This is a genomic window from Cognatundibacterium aquatile (assembly GCF_014699135.1).
Lineage (GTDB): Bacteria > Pseudomonadota > Gammaproteobacteria > Burkholderiales > Burkholderiaceae_D > Undibacterium > Undibacterium aquatile.
Genome location: NZ_JACOFT010000003.1, coordinates 55,232 through 73,005, shown reverse-complemented (window position 1 = coordinate 73,005; position 17,774 = coordinate 55,232). Strand labels below are relative to the sequence as shown.

The window sequence follows — 17,774 nt, the reverse complement described above, 5'->3', positions numbered from 1 at the left end:
GTGAGGCTAGAGTTAGCATAAATTTAAACAGGGAAACTATTTTGATTGTTTACGAATACCCTTTCAACGAGCGTATTCGAACGCTATTGCGTTTGGAAGACCTGTACGAAAAATTTACTTTTTTCCTGCATCAGCCAGACCCTCTGCAACATCACATCGCGCTCGCAACCATTTTTGAAATGCTGGAAGTGGCAGGTCGTGCCGATCTGAAATCCGACCTATTACAAGAGCTTGAGCGCCAAAAACACACCCTGATCGGTTTCAAGTCCAATCCCAATGTGCAGGCAGAAATGCTGGATAAAGTGCTTGACGATGTCGATCGCGTCAGCAGTGCACTCATTGCCTGCACCGGAAAAACAGGACAAAATATTCGTGACAATGAATGGCTGATGAGCATACGTGGCCGCACTATCATTCCCGGTGGCGCATGTGAATTCGATTTGCCCAGCTATCACGCCTGGCAAAAAAACACGACTGAAAAACGATTTGCCGACATTACTGCCTGGTTTGCACCGATCGCCCCGTTATTTGATGCGATCAATGTGGTCTTACGTCTTTTGCGGGAGTCCGGCACAACAAGCAAAGTCATTGCACAAACTGGTAGTTATCAGCAGATGTTACAGGGAAAAGTGTATCAACTCTTGCGCGTCAACGTAGCTCGTGAGACTGGCGCTATTCCTGAAATTTCAGCCAACAAATATATGCTCTGGATACGCTTCATGTCACAAGATGGCGATATGAAACCCAAAGCATTTGAGGGCGATATCACCTTCGACCTCACACTCTGTAATTTTTAATTTCTGAATATGGCTACCTTTGTCAATTGCCCCACCTGCAGCAACAAGGTGGAATGGAAAGAAAGCAGCCTTTGGCGTCCTTTCTGCTCGGAACGCTGCAAACAGATCGACCTTGGCGCATGGGCTGAAGAAAAATATACGATTCCCGCCGTCAATTTACCGGAAGACCCCGAAGAAAGCGCAGTGAATTAACGCTTTTGCGGTATGCCATACTTGCGTAACTTCGTCGCAATCATGGAATGGGAAGTTGCAAGTCTGGCGGCCAGTTTCCGGCTGGAAGGATATTGTGGGTACAGCCGTTCAAGCAGCGCCCGTTCAAACGCTGACACCGATAAATCCCAGTTTTCTGCCGTATCCAGATTGACCTCATCGGCACTGATGCTGCCCTCTGCCCAATCCACATCAGCAGCGCCAAGCACCCGCTGATCCGACATCGTAATTGCCCTGAACACGACGTTTTGCAACTGTCGCACATTTCCCGGCCAGCGATTCGATACCAGCGCTGCGCAAGCAGACGTATTCAGACGACAAACCGGTTTTTGTGACTGTGTGCAGGCTCGTTCAATAAAATGTCCGGCAAGCAGCAAAATATCATCAGGTCGGTCGCGCAAAGCTGGCATCTCCAGATGCAGGACATTCAAGCGGTAAAACAAATCATCGCGAAACAAGCCTTCTTGTACCATCTTGGGCAAATTCCTGTGCGTCGCGCTGATGATACGCACGTTCACCCTGACTTCTTTATCGCCGCCGATACGACGAAACTTACCGTCATTTAAAAACCGCAACAACTTCGCCTGCAGATACAGGGACATTTCACCAATTTCATCCAGAAAAACGGTGCCGCCATCGGCCATTTCAAACAAACCGGGCTTGCCTCCACGCTGGGCACCGGTAAAGGCCCCTGACATGTAACCGAATAACTCGCTCTCAGCGAGACTCTCGGGCAATGCCGCGCAATTTAACTCAAGAAATGGCGCGTTACATCTGTTGCTGACGCCATGACAAGCTTGCGCAAGTAATTCTTTACCTGTGCCGGTTTCACCTGTAATCAGCAAAGGTGCATCGACCACCGCCATCCGGGCTGCACGTTTTTTCAGAACGCGCATCTGCTCAGACTCACCGATCAGCAAGTCAAAACCGCTGCCGGCAGAATTCTGCAGGGCATGAATCCTGCCGCCGATACGTGTAGGGGCATGAAACGTCAGTACGGCACCGACAGAGCGCGATAAGGGTGTCAGTTCCGGAAGTAAGGGTTCTGATACTGGCGTCACATCCATAAAGAAAGGTTCGCCATACAAGCTCACTTCACGACTCGGAATACGGAATCCGTTCGCAATCAGTTCCTCTTGCAGCGCCGCATCATCCAGCACCTGACTCAGGGTCAACCGGCACAACGCTGCTTCATCCATACCGGCAACAGCCGCAGCAGCGGCATTGGCGATGACCAGATTACCGCTGCCATCGACCGCCAGCACAGGGTCTTCCATAACCGCCATCATGGTGTCCAGATGCAAGCGCCGGCGTATGCCCGGCAATACATCAATCACCTCAATCTGACCAACACCATCCACTTTCTGACAATCTTCCTGCAAGGCAGGAAGCATATAGTCCAGCAGCTCCGGGCTGTCGATATAGATATGGGGCGGGTCAACCTCTACTGCGATGACATTCAGACCGCGCCTGGCCAGCACCGCCAGAATTTCATGTGCGATGCCAACCCGGTCACGAAACTGAATATTAATGCGCATGAGTTGATGAATGAATGTGGTGGAAAATCAATGCGGCTCGGGAATGTAGTCGCGTGGGCGCGCGTAGTGACTGCGAAAACTATTTGTTGCCGCCAGACCGCGCAAGCGTCCCAGATCGAACTGCTCGAGTTGCTCCAACACGGCTCGGTTCACCGTCATTCTGACCTGGATCAGCAACAGATCGACACTCTGCTGGCTAGGGTTGCGGCCTGAGCGCAACCCGTCTCCGGCAAGGTTGGCATCATCCTCAGCACCTTTACATAAAGCACGCTCTTCAGCCTCAACAAAGCAACGATAAACATCCGCCAAAGTAAAGATGCTGCTGCGGTCACGACAATGCCAGGCATCTTTCTCTTTGCTATCGCGCCCGACCAGGCCATTCTGACTCAGAGTCGAGAGAATAGAACGGATCAGCCGCGGTGATTTTCCCGTCGTTGCCACCAGACTGCTGATGTTCGTTGCTCTCGGCATCTCCATCATGATCTGGGCCAGCAGTTCAATTGCCGTATAAAAACGGGTATTCAGATTCGCATCTGCAAATATCTGCGTTGATGACAGCAATTGCTCAAACTGACTCATACCAATTCCTGAGGCATTACAACAGGACGATTAACGCTGCCATAACGATCCATGAACAAACCTTCGGTAGAAATCGCCGGACGCTTGCCTGAAACGATATCGGCGATGAACTGACCAGATCCACATGACATCGTCCAGCCCAGCGTGCCATGACCTGTATTCAGGAATAAATTGCGGTAAGGTGTAGGGCCAACGATAGGCGTGCCATCCGGTGTCATCGGGCGCAAACCAGTCCAGAATTCTGCCTGACTGACATCGCCACCACCCGGGAACAAATCATTGACGGAAAATTCCAAAGTATCGCGTCGCTCTTTGCGCAGATCGAGGTTATAACCAGCAATCTCAGCTGTTCCGCCAACCCGGATACGATCACCAAGACGGGTAATCGCAATCTTATAAGTTTCATCCATGACTGTGGATTCAGGCGCGCGTGTCGCATCGGTGATCGGTACCGTAATCGAATATCCTTTAATCGGATACACAGGAATTTTGATGCCCAGATCGCGCAACAGGAAAGGCGAGTAACTTCCCAGCGCCAGCACGTAACGGTCTGCCTTGAATTCGCCTTCCGATGTGATGACGGAAGTAATCTCGTCACCTTCGTGTACCAGTTTCTGTATCGTCACACCGTACTTAAACTGCACCCCAAGGCCTTCTGCCAGCTTCGCCAGATTTTGTGTGAACTTGAAGCAATCGCCGGTTTCATCGCCAGGCAAACGCAAGGCGCCGACAAATTTTTCCTGCACATTCACCAATGCTGGCTCGACTTTCAGACAACCCGCTTTATCCAGCGTTTCGTAAGGAACATCATAGCGTTTCAGAATGTCGATATCGGCTGCCGCGCCATCGAGCTGCGCCTGATTCCGGAATAACTGCAAGGTTCCCTGCGTGCGCTCATCATAAGAAATGCCAGTGTCAGCACGTAATTGCTGCAATACATCGCGACTGTATTCTGCCATGCGCAACATTCGGCCTTTATTCACTTCATAGCGTGCGTTGGTGCAATTCATCAGCATCTGCATGACCCAGCGCCAGGTATTCAGATCCAGCGTGGGCTGAATCGCCAGCGGGCTGTGTTTCATCATCAGCCATTTGATGGCTTTTAGCGGCACGCCCGGTCCGGCCCATGGTGACGAATAACCTGGCGATACTTCACCAGCATTCCCATAACTGGTTTCTAGCGCTGCAGCTGGCTGACGGTCGATCACCGTGACTTCATGCCCGGCTTTAGCCAGAAAATAGGCGGAGGTGGTGCCGATGACGCCGGAGCCGAGGATCACTACTTTCATATTATTTCTCCTGGATACTGAATACTGAATTAAGCGCGGATGCGTTGTTCGTCTATTGTTCGTCTATTGTTTGCCGTCTGGTTTGCCGTCCGTATACTCGCGCTGATAACGCGCGCCAAGACTGGTCAGAATTTCGTAAGCAATGGTGGACGCTTTACCGGCCACCGCATCTACGGTATTGGTTGCGGAAATTAAATCCACCAATTCCCCTGGCTGCAAATGCTCGCTGGCGATGTGCGTCACATCCAGCGTGATCGTATCCATCGATACCTTACCCACCATAGGCACATCGCGCCCGGCGATCTGTGCGATACCCCGGTTGCTCAGACTGCGCATCCAGCCATCGGCATAACCGACCGCCACCGTCGCAATGCGTGTCGTTTCGTTGGCCTGCCATGTCGCGCCATAACCGACAGTAGTACCGGCAGAGATTTCGCGGGTCTGAATGATGCGACCTTGCAAGTACGCCACTGGGAATAAAGGATTTTCCTGCCCGGCAACCGGGGCGATACCGTACAAAGCCGCACCGGGGCGCGCCAGATCGAAGTGGAAATCAGGCCCCAGAAAAATGCCCGAAGAATTTGCCAGACTACCGCCCGCAGAAGGAAGCAATTGACGAATCTGCTGAAAACGTTGAAGTTGCTGACGATTCATAGGATTACTCTGGTCTTCAGCGCAGGCCAGATGGCTCATCACATATCGCACATCAATACCCCGAATAAAATCAGGATCAGCGCGCCATTCCGCCACTTCAGCAGCAGACAAGCCCATGCGCGCCATGCCCGTATCGAACTGGATAATCGCAGGTAACGCGGTTTGTTTTGCCGCAGCCAGATTACGCCACGCCTGAATCTGTTCGCGACTGTTCAGCACCGGCATGCAACGATGCGCCAAAAATTCAGCTTCATAGCCGACGGGCGAACCGTGCATCACAACGATCTCAGCCGTATCCGGTAAATGCGGGCGCAAGCTGATCGCCTCTTCAAGATGCGCGACAAAAAAATGCCGGCAACCTTCATCGAACAACACCTGCGCGACCGGAACTGCACCCAGCCCATAAGCATCGGCTTTGACAGCAGCGCCGCAATGCGCAGTGCCGAGTTTGCTGCGCAGCAGCCTGTAATTACCCCGCACCGCCTGCAAATCAATACGCAGTACCGCGCCACTCTTTCCAGCTACTTGTTGCATGTTCTTAGCACTCCATCGCTACCGGGAAAATGATACATATTCATAGCAATGCCCGTGCCACGTGAATTAGTCTCATCAATTCAAAGACTTAGCTTGTCGCCTGAAAAACCACCCAGAAACAGGTGTATTGAAACCAATACACCGTTTGCGGCATTTACCGAGAATCACATGCAGAGCTAGACTGAATCGTATCAAAACCGGCACATCGTATATAAATCAATACAGTGTTCGCATTTTAATACAGCGCCAAATTAAAAACGAGCGACGACCATTTTCACCCAAAAAAATATCAGGCAATCGAATACTAAAAGGAAATGGTGATGAATTAGAAAAAAACACCAGGCTTGATGCACTCTCCCCGCACATTCCAGCAAAAACGTCGAACTGCCGAGGCAATTAGCGACGTGAGCAGATTCAACAGGGCGGTAGATTTAACTTTGTGCGGCCGATGTGCGGATTTTATTGATACGCTGCAAGCCACGTAGATATTGCGTAGAGTGCGCCGTGTCCACCAATGACAGAAGACGAATAGTGAAAAAGTTGAGGGTATCCGGTGAAACTTTGCACATGGGGCGCACACTAAGGGGGTGTGCACTCCGCTTGCTTTATCGACATCGATTTAGCTGTCCACTTGTGTGGACGTGACAATGGAAAAAAATGGATAACCCCATTTTCCTTACGACCTTAGTAAAGCAATCATATCCTCATCCTCTATCTGAATCGCAAAATCTAAAGGAGATCTATTACTCTTGTTTTTATGATTTACGTTAGCACCACGCTGTACTAATATTTTTACAGTATCGTATTTACCTCTTGCATTAAATACAGCGGTCCAAAGGGCTTCATTTCCGTAATCATCACTAACAAAAATGTTAGCTCCTGAAGCTATTAATTGAAAAACCGCATCATAAAAATTATGCATCGCGCAATAATGAAGCGGCGTTTGTCCTTTATGATCTTTTTGATCTACATTTATCTTTCGACTTAGCAACCTATCTACGAATATTAGCTGTTTATGTGCGATTGCCTCATGCAGCATATTTTGACTGAATTCATTTGTCGAATTCACGTCAATATTATCAATAAGTGATGAGAACAAACTCACATCGCCCGTACGAACTGATTGAAATATGACCTCAATTATTTTCATTTTTTTCCTTCATATTTATGTTCTCTATTATTAGGCAGCTCAGGTTGATATTTTGCTGGATCTCTATATATTTTTAGCAAGCGTAGGATGCGCAAGACGTACCCTCCGACGCTACGCTTGCTCATAGGCAAACAAAATGCTGCGATCACAACTCCCCAATCTGTTGACTTTAGAACTCGTTAGACTGCTCTCAATGCATTGCAAAATACGCGCACCGCGTCATCAAAGCGAGATCAACGACACAGAGCCGACAACTGATGACCGAGATGGTATTTAAGAAAGAGATGCGACCTGCGCGGAGATCTGGTCGTTTTGCAATAAACCCAGCCACTCAAGCAGGGGAATTGTCGCCGGTAACAGGGGTGTCACGCCGACGCTGCCTTGCCAGGCGAATGCCTGCCCCTCCAGACTTTGCGGCTCTCCCTGCCATTCGCGGCAGATGTAAAAATGCAGCCGGACATGGGCATGCGGATACACATGTTCAACGCCACACCACGGATCCGCACTCAGAATCTGAATGCCCAGCTCTTCGACAAATTCCCGCTTCAGCGCATGCAAAATGGTTTCGCCGGTTTCCACTTTGCCGCCGGGGAATTCCCAATACCCTTCGTAGGGTTTTCCTGCGGGGCGCTGACCAAGCAAGACATCGCCGTTTGGTTTCATTAAGATGCCAACCGCCACATCCACCGGTTTAACAGACACAGGCGCAACTTCAGACATGCGGCACCTTTGTCACTTTACCGGCATAGTCACGTGCAAACTGCCACGCGACGCGACCGGAGCGCGAGCCGCGCTGCAAAGCCCAGCGCAGGGCTTCGGCGCGGGCATCGTTAATCTGCTCGCTGCTGCAACCAAAATGACGGAGCCAGTGGGCGACGATCTCCAGATAATCATCTTGCTTGAATGGATAAAACGATACCCATAAACCGAAGCGTTCCGACAAAGAGATTTTTTCTTCCACCGTTTCACCGGGGTGCAGATCACCATCATCGCCATGCGTATAACCGCTGTTGTCCGACATTTTTTCCGGCAACAGATGGCGACGGTTCGATGTCGCATAAATCAGGACATTATCGGACTGCGTTGCAATGCTGCCGTCCAGAGCGACTTTCAGGGCTTTGTAACCGGCCTCGCCTTCCTCAAACGATAAGTCATCACAGAAGATGATGAAGCGCTCAGGGCGCTCTGCGATCAGATCAACGATATCGCCCAGATCTGCCAGATCGCTTTTATCAACTTCAATCAGACGCAAGCCCTGATCAGCAAACTGGTGCAGGCAAGCTTTGATCAGCGAAGATTTGCCTGTACCTCTGGCTCCGGTCAGCAAGACGTTATTCGCAGGCAGCCCTTGTACAAACTGCCGCGTATTTTGCTCAATTTGCACCTTTTGCGATGCAATGTTGTGCAGATCATCGAGTCGAATAACGGACGCGTGACGGACGACTTGCAAGTAACCTTGTCCACCGCGTTTGCGCCAGCGAAACGCATGACCGAGCTGCCAGTCCGGCGCCGGGGTTGCCATGGGCAGCAAACTTTCCAGCCGGTTCAATACATGTTCGGCGCGGAGTAAAAACTGATCAAGCTGCGTCATAGTTCAGCGTATCACGAACGGTAATCGGCATTGATCGATACGTAGTCATGCGACAAATCGCAGGTCCAGACCGTGGCGCTGGCGTTACCGCGTGCAAGCTTAACGCGGACGGTGATCTCGCTTTGCTTCATCACGCGCTGCCCGTCTTCCTCGCGGTAATCAGGATTGCGGCCACCATTTTTCGCTACCCAGACATCATCCAGATACAGATTCAATTTGCTCACATCCAGATCGGTCACGCCTGCATAGCCAATCGCCGCGAGGATGCGGCCGAGATTCGGGTCAGATGCAAAGAAAGCGGTTTTCACCAACGGCGAATGGGCAATCGAGTACGCAATTTTGCGGCATTCTTCGATATCACGCCCTTCTTCGACGGCAATCGTCATGAACTTAGTCGCACCTTCACCATCACGGATAATCATGTGCGCGAGTTTTTGCGACAGATCGATGACCGCTTTCGCCAGTTGCGCGTATTCCGGTGAACCGATTTCGTTCACTTCCACTTCACCCGCGCCGGTCGCGATCAGCATGAAAGAATCGTTGGTGGAGGTATCGCCATCAATTGTGATGCAGTTAAACGATTTATCAGCGGCCTGCTTGACCAGATGATCGAGTACGGGTTGCGCGACTTTTGCATCCAGCGCCAGATAGCCGAGCATGGTCGCCATATTCGGCTTGATCATGCCGGCGCCTTTACTGATGCCGGTCATGGTGACGGTTTTACCGGCTATCTCTACGGTTGCGGATGCCGCTTTCGGCTGCGTATCCGTCGTCATAATCGCTTCGGCAGCGAAGAACCAGTTGTCTTCTTTCAGATTGGCAATCGCTTGCGGCAAACCGGCCACCAGACGATCAACAGGCAAAGGTTCCAGAATCACGCCGGTGGAAAACGGCAGAATCTGCGCTGCCTCACAACCCAGCAAATCCGCCAGCGCAGCACAAGTCGCATTCGCCGCCGCCAATCCGGCGTCGCCAGTTCCCGCATTCGCATTGCCGGTATTCACCACCAGTGCACGAATAGGGGCGGACGCCATGTGCATGCCTTCCAGATGGGCTTTCGAGACCTGTACCGGCGCGGCGCAAAAACGATTGGTCGTGAAGACGCCGGACACAGTTGCCGTCGGTGCCAGTTCCATGACCAGCACATCTTTGCGGTTAGCTTTGCGGATACCTGCTTCGGCATGCCCCAGACGAATACCGGCAACCGGTTTCAGATCAGCAGCGACAGGGACGGGAGAATTGACGGCCATGATAGTTTCCTTGCGATGAAATCAAGCTGCCATTGTAGGACATTTTATTGTTCAGCGAACGGCAAAATCAGCACTGGGAATGAATGACAAAAATGGATGACATAAGCGGATAACAGAAGCAAATGCCCGCAGCATCCGCCTCTTCCGGCGCGGGACATTACAAGCCCATCATCATCTGGGCAATGATATTTTTTTGTATCTCGTTAGAACCGCCGTAAATCGATAACTTGCGCAGATTGAAATAGTTCGCACCGAGCGAACGTGCATCGCCATCGTTCGCTGCATCGCCGTCATATCCGTACATCGCAGTTTCCGGCTGAAATGGCTGTGCCTGCGGCCCCAATGCCTGCATCAATAATTCGCTGATGGTTTGCTGAATTTCTGTCCCTTTGATTTTCAGTATCGATGCTTCCGGCCCCGGCGCGCGCTGGCTGGCTTCTGCTGACAGCACGCGCAGATTGGTGATTTCCAGCGCCATCAGATCAATTTCCACCTGCGCCACGCGCTGCGCAAACTGCGGGTCCGCGAGCAAGGGCAAGCCATTCTTGTATCGAGTGAGCGCCAGCTTTTTCAGGCGTCCCAGTTCACGTTTGGCTATGCCTATTCCGGCGATATTGGTGCGCTCATGGCCCAGTAAAAACTTGGCATAGGTCCAGCCCTGATTTTCCTGCCCGACCAGATTTTCTGCCGGCACCCGAACCTGATCAAACCAGACTTCGTTAATCTCATGCGCGCCATCCATCGTGATAATCGGGCGCACCGTAATTCCCGGCGACTTCATATCGATCAGCAGGAAAGAAATGCCGCGCTGCGGCTTGACCTCTTTATCGGTGCGCACCAGACAAAAAATCCAGTCGGCGTACTGCGCCAGTGTGGTCCAGGTTTTCTGCCCGTTGACGAGATAATATTCGCCGTCGGCATCACGCATTCTGGCGGCGCTGGTTTTCACTGCCGCCAGATCGGAGCCCGCACCCGGCTCGGAATAGCCCTGACACCACCACTCATCCGCCGACAGAATTTTGGGCAGATGGCGTTGTTGCTGCTGCGGCGAGCCAAACGCCATCAGCACCGGCGCCACCATCTTGATGCCGAATGGCGGCAGGCGTGGCGCACCGGCTGCGGCACAGGCTTCTTCAAACAGATATTTTTGTACGGCAGTCCAGCCGGTGCCGCCAAACTGCTGCGGCCAGGAACTACCACCCCAGCCTTGCGCGAATAAAATCTTTTGCCAGCGTACATAGTCATCGCGTTCCAGCTTCCAGCCATTCAAGACTTTATCGCGGATATCGGCCGGTAAAGCACGCGCCAAAAACGCCTGCACTTCATCACGGAACATGCCATCGGCAACACTCAGATTCAGATTCATCACAAGACCCGGAGTAGTGAACAAAAATTAGAAAGCAGAACCCGCAGTATGCAATAAACCGGCGCTGACTGGCACTGCCTTCTGATGCTGCATGGCGGCAATCCGTCGTTGCAAAGTCAGGCGATTATCTGGATGACATCAGCGCGATTCTTCGTAAAAGAAGCGGTTAAAACGCATACTCCCCCCTGTTTTTATAGAAATCGGCTTAACCTCAGCATAAACATTGGGGTTTTTAAGATACTAGGGGGGAGTATTTTTAATGCATTTTGGAGCAAAAAAAGCCGTTGCAGACCAGATTACCGGCTATGTCAGTGCAGGCAAGGATGCCGCCACAATGACCAAGACAAACGCAGCCGCTACGGCGACAAACCGCACGATGTTGATCGTGCAAGAAAATGCCCATAAAAAAAGGGATGAATTTCTTCATCCCTTTTTCAATTCGTGACACTAAAGTCAGACTTGCATCACGCCAGTTTGCCGTGGCATTGCTTGTATTTTTTACCGCTGCCGCAAGGGCAAGGATCATTACGGCCGACCTTCAACGCATACGTGATTTCCTGCTGGCCACCGTTATTCGTCGCTGCAGATGGTGCCAGCATTTCTTCCGGTGATGCGTTTTCATCAAAGTCAGCATGTTGGTAATGCACGTTGCCGACTTGGGATTGCGCCATTTGTTCTTCCGCCGCTTCGATTTCTTCACGCGACTGGATACGGACAGTCACCACAGTGCGAACCACGTCGTTTTTGATCAGATCCAGCATTTGCGAGAATAATTCAAACGCTTCGCGCTTGTATTCTTGCTTAGGATTTTTCTGTGCGTAACCGCGCAGATGGATACCCTGACGCAGATGATCCAATGCCGCCAGATGTTCACGCCAGTGGCTGTCTATGCTTTGCAACATGACGCTGCGCTCGAAGCCAGCGAAAGATTCTTTACCGACGATCGCGATTTTTTCTTCGTAGCTTGCGTTCACGGCTTGCTGCACGCGCTCAAGAATATCTTCGCCGGTCAGATTCGGTTCTTTTTCCACCATGCTGGCCAGCGGCAGATCCAATGCCCATTCAGACGACAGTGCCGCTTCCAGACCTGGAATATCCCACTGCTCTTCGACCGAACCCGGCGGCACATACATGTGCACCACATCGGCAAACATACCGTGACGCAACGACGACATCAGTTCCGTCATGTCGTGCGCTTCCAGCAATTCATTACGCTGCTGGTAAATCACTTTACGCTGATCGTTGGCAACGTCATCGTATTCCAGCAATTGCTTACGCACGTCGAAATTGCGTGCTTCCACTTTACGCTGAGCAGATTCTATCGAGCGCGAAACGATGCCCGCTTCAATCGGTTCGCCTTCCGGCATTTTCAGGCGTTCCATGATTGCGCGCACGCGGTCACCGGCAAAAATGCGCAGCAACTGATCGTCCAGCGACAGATAGAAACGGCTGGAGCCAGGATCGCCCTGACGACCGGAACGACCGCGCAACTGATTATCAACACGGCGTGATTCGTGACGCTCGGTACCGACGATATGCAAACCACCGGCATTCACCACCTGCTCATTGAGTGATTTCCACTCGTCGCGCAATTGTTGCGACTGCGCCTGTTTCTCAGCATCCGACAACGCCGGATTCGCTTCGATCAGCTGCACCTGCTTGGCGACGTTACCACCGAGCACGATATCCGTACCGCGACCCGCCATGTTCGTCGCAATCGTGATCGCTTTCGGGCGACCCGCCTGCGCCACGATTTCCGCTTCACGTGCATGCTGTTTCGCATTCAGCACGTTGTGCGGCAATTTGGCCTTGGTCAGAATGTCAGATAACAATTCGGAATTTTCAATCGATGTGGTACCAACCAGCACAGGCTGACCACGTTCGTAGCAATCCTGTATGTCTTTCAGCATCGCGCCATATTTCTCGTCGGCGGATTTATACACCTGATCCTGACGGTCTTTACGTTGCGAAGGACGATTCGGCGGAATCACAACGGTTTCCAGACCGTAGATTTCCTGGAATTCATACGCTTCGGTATCGGCTGTACCTGTCATGCCTGACAGCCTGGTGTACATACGGAAGTAATTCTGGAATGTGATCGAGGCCAGTGTCTGATTCTCATTCTGAATCTTCACGCCCTCTTTCGCTTCAACCGCCTGATGCAAACCATCAGACCAGCGGCGGCCTGTCATCATACGGCCGGTGAATTCATCAACGATGACGATTTCATCATCCAGCACCACATAGTGCTGGTCTTTGAAATACAAGGCGTGCGCACGCAAAGCTGCGTACAGATGATGGATCAGGCTGATATGCGCCGCGTCATACAGCGATGCGCCTTCCGGCAACAAGCCCATCTGCGTCAGAATTTTTTCTGCCTTGTCGTGACCAGCTTCGGTCAGCAAGACCTGATGCGCTTTTTCATCTTTGGTGTAGTCGCCCGGAACTTCGATCTGGCCTTTGCCATCCGGCGTTTCTTCGCCGATCTGCAAGGTCAGCAGTTTCGGCACTTCATTAATCTTGTAATACAGTTCGGTGTGATTTTCGGCCTGACCGGAAATAATCAGCGGTGTCCGCGCTTCATCGATCAGAATCGAATCGACCTCATCGACAACGGCGAAATTCAGGCCGCGTTGTACGCGCTCTTTCGCTTCAAACACCATGTTGTCACGCAAGTAATCGAAACCGAATTCGTTATTCGTGCCGTAGGTGATATCGGAGGCGTACGCGCCCTGCTTGGCATCGTGATCGAGTTGCGACAGATTGATACCGGTCGTCAATCCCAGCCAGCCATAGAGTTGCCCCATCCATTCGGCATCGCGCTGCGCGAGGTAATCATTCACCGTCACCACATGCACGCCCTTGCCGGACAAAGCATTCAGATAAATCGGCAGGGTTCCCATCAGGGTTTTACCTTCGCCGGTACCCATCTCTGCAATTTTGCCGTAGTGCAGAACCATACCGCCTATCATCTGCACATCAAAGTGGCGCATTTTCAGGACGCGCTTACTGGCTTCGCGGCACACCGCAAATGCTTCTACCAGCAAACTGTCTAAGGTTTCACCTTTCGCGACACGGGCTTTAAATTCAGCAGTCTTGGCTTGTAAAGCCTCGTCCGACAGAGTTTCCAGCTGAGGTTCCAATGCGTTGATCTCACGCACCGTCTTTTGGTATTGCTTCAAAAGCCGCTGATTGCGGCTGCCGAATATCTTGGTCAGGAATGACATGCTATGAACGAAAAGTTAAATTCTGAAAAAAGCCGCAGCAAAAACTTGCTTGCACAGCAACAATATGGGATAACTCACGATTTTACCACGCGGGAACGGCTTGACCAGCAAATCACTGCCTAAACCTTGACGCATTGGTACGAGTTGGTGGCTATTTGGACAAACTCAAGCCTATTTTTGATTCAAAGCGGAAAGACTGGCCTGATTGGCTCCGGCGGACAGGAATTTATGCGGATTTTGCGGTACGTCCTTGACCCGCACCTCGAAATGCAGATGGGCGCCGGTTGAGCGACCAGTCGAGCCTATATCGGCAATATGCTGCCCGCGCTTGACGATATCGCCGAGCTTCACATAAATTTTGGAGGTATGGGCATAACGGGTAATCAGCTCACCGCCGTGATCAATTTCCAGCATATTGCCAAATTGCGGATGATACTCAGCGGCAATCACCACGCCCCCAGCGGCAGCCTGAATCGGCGTTCCGGTCGGCGCTGAAAAATCGATCCCTTCATGGAATGCGCTGCGCCCGGTAAACGGATCAAGGCGCCAGCCAAATCCGGAGGCGTTATACGCAACATTCACAGGCTGTATCGTCGGCAGCATTTTTGACTGTATCTTGAAACCCATCAGCTTCGTTTCGACGACATTCATATAATCGGAGCGATGTTCAACATCCTTTTCTAACACGTCCAGCGCTGCCTGAAACTCTTCCATATTCAGTTCATGCGAAGGTGCGCTGGAAATTTCCGGACCGCCGCGCGCTGGCAGCTCCTTGAAATTAAACTCCTCAGGCTTGACGCCCGCCAATCCTTGCACACGCTCGCCCAAGGCATCGAGCCGTATCAATTGCGCCTGCATTTCGCCCAGCTTGACCGCCATTGCCGCCAGGTTTTCTTTGACATAGCGGTCTTTTGCATTCGGATCGTTTGGCAGAGCGGCGCTGGCCGGCAGGATATTTCGCAAGAAAGGTAAATCGGCACTCGCCAACCGGAATGTGAGTGCCGCCATCAGCGCACCGCAAATAATCGTGATGAGCATAAAACCCAGTATCGCCAGCACGACATGATGTGACGACAAAGTCACCGATTTCGCTTGGGTAAAGCGGGAGTGCATTAATATAATTTGCATCAATACTACCCCTTAAAAACTGTGTGGAATGCGGCTGTAACGCCGCCCGGTTTGTGGTAATGTGCTGCCCATGTCAACACCATTCACACCATCGCGACCTCCGTACCGAATCAATATCAAGCGCGGACGCCCGGTTATGGGTGCCACTGGCGCTGGCGATTTTTTGCGTAGCAACGATAAAATTTCGCCGCTGCTACCTACGATACAACGTCATTTGTCGCTGCAAAAAGATTGCGGCGCGATTTTGCCGCCGATATTTGATACCTGTGAAGTCATGCAACTGGCAGACGGTCTGCTGACGTTGTCTGCGCCGAATGCGGCATTAGCAACCAAACTGAAACAACAATGCCCGAAATTGCTGAGCAGCTTGCAAGAGCGGGGCTGGCAGATTAACGCAGTCCGCATCAAAGTACAAGTCAGACGGGTGGTAGAAAAAGCCCCTCCTGTAAAACAACTGGCACTCTCAGGCAAAGCACTGCAGGCATTCAGCACCCTGGAACAGAATCTGGAAAACACATCCCAGAACACGGATCTGCTTGCGGCATTGTCACGGCTGCTAGAGCGCCATCAACAACAAAAAAAATAACACTGAGCATCACGGTGCAGCAGCAATCAGCGCTCGCGTTCTTTTTCCCACAGAACATCGCTGCCGCCATCAACCCGATTCAAAACCCGCGACAAAACGAACAGCAAATCAGACAGACGATTCATATACTGACGCGGATGATCATTGATGGCTTCATTTTTCCCGACACTCACAATCGCCCGTTCAGCGCGCCGGCAAACGGTGCGGCACACATGTGCCAGCGCTGCAGGCCGGTTTCCCCCGGGCAGAATAAAATCCCGCAACGGCGGCAAATCGGCGTTATATTTTTCCAGCAAAGCATCCAGACGTGCGACCTGTGTTTCAGTAATCAGGCTATAGCCGGGGATGCACAACTCGCCGCCCATATCAAATAAATCATGCTGAATAGAGATCAGCTCATGCCGCAACTGCGGCGATAAGTTTTCACACAACAAGACGCCGATATGTGAATTCAGTTCATCCACGTCACCCATCGCGTGCACCCGCAACGCGTCTTTATCGACACGACTGCCGTCACCCAGACCAGTGGTACCAGCATCGCCGGTACGTGTCGCAATTTTTGAAAGTCGGTTACCCATAGCTCATATAATTCGGACAGAAGTCGCAGAGCATAAGCCAAAAACGTCGGGAACGCATCATAATAGACTCCATCGAATATGCTGCTTACCAGCATAAAATAAAAAACCAGCGTTATCGTAGACCAGATCCGGGTGTACTTAATAACTGCAATACTGAGAGGCTTATAAGGCTGCTGTCAGAAATGCGCGTCATAATGGTGGATTAAGCGGCTATTCGCGCCGCCTTCGCTATGCCAATAAACGAGACACACTGCATGCATGTGCGCCACTGAGCGCATGGGATGAAGAATAATCAGGATACAGAATGGCTACAAGATTACCTCCGGTTCACGCTCTTTCCGCTTTTGAAGCGGCCGCCCGCTTTGGATCATTTGCCGTTGCAGCAGAAGAGCTGTGCATCACCCCTTCCGCGCTTTCCCACCGCATACGTTTACTCGAAGAACATTTGTGCGAACGTGTGTTTGTCAGAGAAGGCCGCAGCGTCACACTGACTGAATTCGGTCGTCGCTATCTTGACGTGGTGCGGAATGTGTTGCGCACTTTGTCTGATTTTCCGTTGCCCAACAAAGCAACGCAAAATCAGATGCGCGTCAAAGTTACAGTGCCGCCAACGTTTGCCCGCTACATGTTCATGCCACGTCTGGCAGAATTCACCAGCAAACATCCTGACATCGAAGTGGAAGTCTATCTGTTTGTTCCCTTATACGATCTCAGCCTCTCAGAAAGTGATGTCGAGGTCAGATTCGGCGCGGGAGAATATCCTAATCTCGTCACTAAAAAACTGTTCATCGAACCAAGCTTTGCGGTTGCCAGCCCGGCTTATCTGAAGACGATTCCAAAGATAAATACACCAGCCGATTTACGCCATGCCTGTTTGCTACGCTCAGCGCTGGAGCCATGGCAACCCTGGTTTGAAGTCGCCGGTTTGGACTGGGCAGAACCAACGCATGGATTACGCGTAGATGATCTGGGCTTATTACTTGAGGCGATTAAACATGGTCATGGTGTTGGTTTAACACGCCAGCACTTTGCGCAGGAAATGATAGACAACGGAGAAGTCATTCGCCTGTTTGACACACAACTGGCAACGCCGCCGCACGCCTACCATCTGGTACACGAAGCACAGCCAAGCCTGAGACCGGAAGTAGCATTGTTCATCGAATGGATGCAGTCTGTCTTTAAGGATTAAATGCGGGCGGCGCCGGCTTGGCGCTGCCACGCTATCAATTGGATCCGGCACAGTCGGAAATAAAATCTTTATCAAGGCTGCATCCCTTGCAGACAGGGCGTTGGCCAA

The 17,774-nt window shown here is 51.5% G+C and carries 16 protein-coding genes; 4 read left to right on the top strand and 12 right to left on the bottom strand.

Annotation, left to right across the window (positions count from 1 at the left end; genetic code table 11):
• Positions 1-41 precede the first annotated feature (41 nt).
• Both zapD and H8K26_RS08890 read left to right on the top strand, forming a co-directional pair.
• Positions 42-797 (top strand): cell division protein ZapD, encoded by a 756-nt coding sequence (gene zapD / locus H8K26_RS08895; protein WP_186882805.1) that lies wholly within the window; start codon positions 42-44, stop codon positions 795-797.
• A 9-nt stretch (positions 798-806) separates the two neighbouring features.
• The gene (locus tag H8K26_RS08890) at positions 807-989 is read left to right on the top strand and encodes a DNA gyrase inhibitor YacG (protein ID WP_186882804.1); all 183 of its coding nucleotides are present in this window, start codon (positions 807-809) and stop codon (positions 987-989) included.
• Here H8K26_RS08890 and H8K26_RS08885 read toward each other — a convergent pair.
• From H8K26_RS08885 to H8K26_RS08835, 11 genes are all read right to left on the bottom strand, one after another.
• Positions 986-2,545, bottom strand: a complete 1,560-nt coding sequence (locus H8K26_RS08885; protein WP_190478957.1) for a sigma-54-dependent transcriptional regulator — start codon at positions 2,543-2,545, stop codon at positions 986-988. The genes H8K26_RS08890 and H8K26_RS08885 overlap by 4 nt on opposite strands.
• A 27-nt stretch (positions 2,546-2,572) precedes the next feature.
• The gene (locus H8K26_RS08880; protein WP_190478955.1) at positions 2,573-3,124 is read right to left on the bottom strand and encodes a hypothetical protein; all 552 of its coding nucleotides are present in this window, start codon (positions 3,122-3,124) and stop codon (positions 2,573-2,575) included.
• Positions 3,121-4,413: a D-amino acid dehydrogenase gene (locus tag H8K26_RS08875; RefSeq protein ID WP_186882801.1), complete on the bottom strand. Its 1,293-nt coding sequence runs from the start codon at positions 4,411-4,413 to the stop codon at positions 3,121-3,123. Before H8K26_RS08875 ends, H8K26_RS08880 begins: the two co-directional genes overlap by 4 nt.
• A gap of 63 nt (positions 4,414-4,476) precedes the next feature.
• A complete protein-coding gene (gene alr, locus H8K26_RS08870; protein ID WP_190478953.1) occupies positions 4,477-5,601 on the bottom strand; it encodes an alanine racemase in 1,125 nt (374 codons plus the stop codon).
• 676 nt (positions 5,602-6,277) lie between these two features.
• On the bottom strand, positions 6,278-6,751 hold the full coding sequence (locus H8K26_RS08865; RefSeq protein ID WP_190478951.1) for an ankyrin repeat domain-containing protein: 474 nt from the start codon (positions 6,749-6,751) through the stop codon (positions 6,278-6,280).
• 273 nt (positions 6,752-7,024) lie between these two features.
• Positions 7,025-7,471: an 8-oxo-dGTP diphosphatase MutT gene (gene mutT / locus H8K26_RS08860; protein WP_190478949.1), complete on the bottom strand. Its 447-nt coding sequence runs from the start codon at positions 7,469-7,471 to the stop codon at positions 7,025-7,027.
• Positions 7,464-8,342 carry an ATP-binding protein gene (locus tag H8K26_RS08855; RefSeq protein WP_190478947.1) on the bottom strand — a complete coding sequence of 293 codons (879 nt, stop codon included), beginning with the start codon at positions 8,340-8,342 and terminating at the stop codon, positions 7,464-7,466. The genes mutT and H8K26_RS08855 overlap by 8 nt, the downstream gene beginning before the upstream one ends.
• 11 nt (positions 8,343-8,353) lie before the next feature.
• A complete protein-coding gene (argJ, locus tag H8K26_RS08850) occupies positions 8,354-9,592 on the bottom strand; it encodes a bifunctional glutamate N-acetyltransferase/amino-acid acetyltransferase ArgJ (protein WP_186882795.1) in 1,239 nt (412 codons plus the stop codon).
• Positions 9,593-9,749: 157 nt separating this feature from the next.
• On the bottom strand, positions 9,750-10,958 hold the full coding sequence (locus H8K26_RS08845; protein ID WP_190478945.1) for an acyl-CoA dehydrogenase family protein: 1,209 nt from the start codon (positions 10,956-10,958) through the stop codon (positions 9,750-9,752).
• 464 nt (positions 10,959-11,422) lie between these two features.
• Positions 11,423-14,185, bottom strand: coding sequence for a preprotein translocase subunit SecA (secA, locus tag H8K26_RS08840; protein ID WP_190478943.1), 2,763 nt, complete (start codon positions 14,183-14,185; stop codon positions 11,423-11,425).
• 171 nt (positions 14,186-14,356) lie between these two features.
• Positions 14,357-15,313, bottom strand: a complete 957-nt coding sequence (locus H8K26_RS08835; RefSeq protein ID WP_190478941.1) for a M23 family metallopeptidase — start codon at positions 15,311-15,313, stop codon at positions 14,357-14,359.
• 70 nt (positions 15,314-15,383) lie between these two features.
• Between H8K26_RS08835 and H8K26_RS08830 the strand changes: the two genes are divergently transcribed.
• On the top strand, positions 15,384-15,899 hold the full coding sequence (locus H8K26_RS08830) for a DciA family protein (protein ID WP_190478939.1): 516 nt from the start codon (positions 15,384-15,386) through the stop codon (positions 15,897-15,899).
• A gap of 26 nt (positions 15,900-15,925) precedes the next feature.
• Here H8K26_RS08830 and H8K26_RS08825 read toward each other — a convergent pair whose 3' ends face one another.
• Positions 15,926-16,477 carry a cob(I)yrinic acid a,c-diamide adenosyltransferase gene (locus tag H8K26_RS08825; protein ID WP_190478937.1) on the bottom strand — a complete coding sequence of 184 codons (552 nt, stop codon included), beginning with the start codon at positions 16,475-16,477 and terminating at the stop codon, positions 15,926-15,928.
• Between the two features lie 304 nt (positions 16,478-16,781).
• Between H8K26_RS08825 and H8K26_RS08820 the strand changes: the two genes are divergently transcribed.
• Positions 16,782-17,666 carry a LysR substrate-binding domain-containing protein gene (locus H8K26_RS08820; protein ID WP_190478935.1) on the top strand — a complete coding sequence of 295 codons (885 nt, stop codon included), beginning with the start codon at positions 16,782-16,784 and terminating at the stop codon, positions 17,664-17,666.
• Positions 17,667-17,774 lie beyond the last annotated feature (108 nt).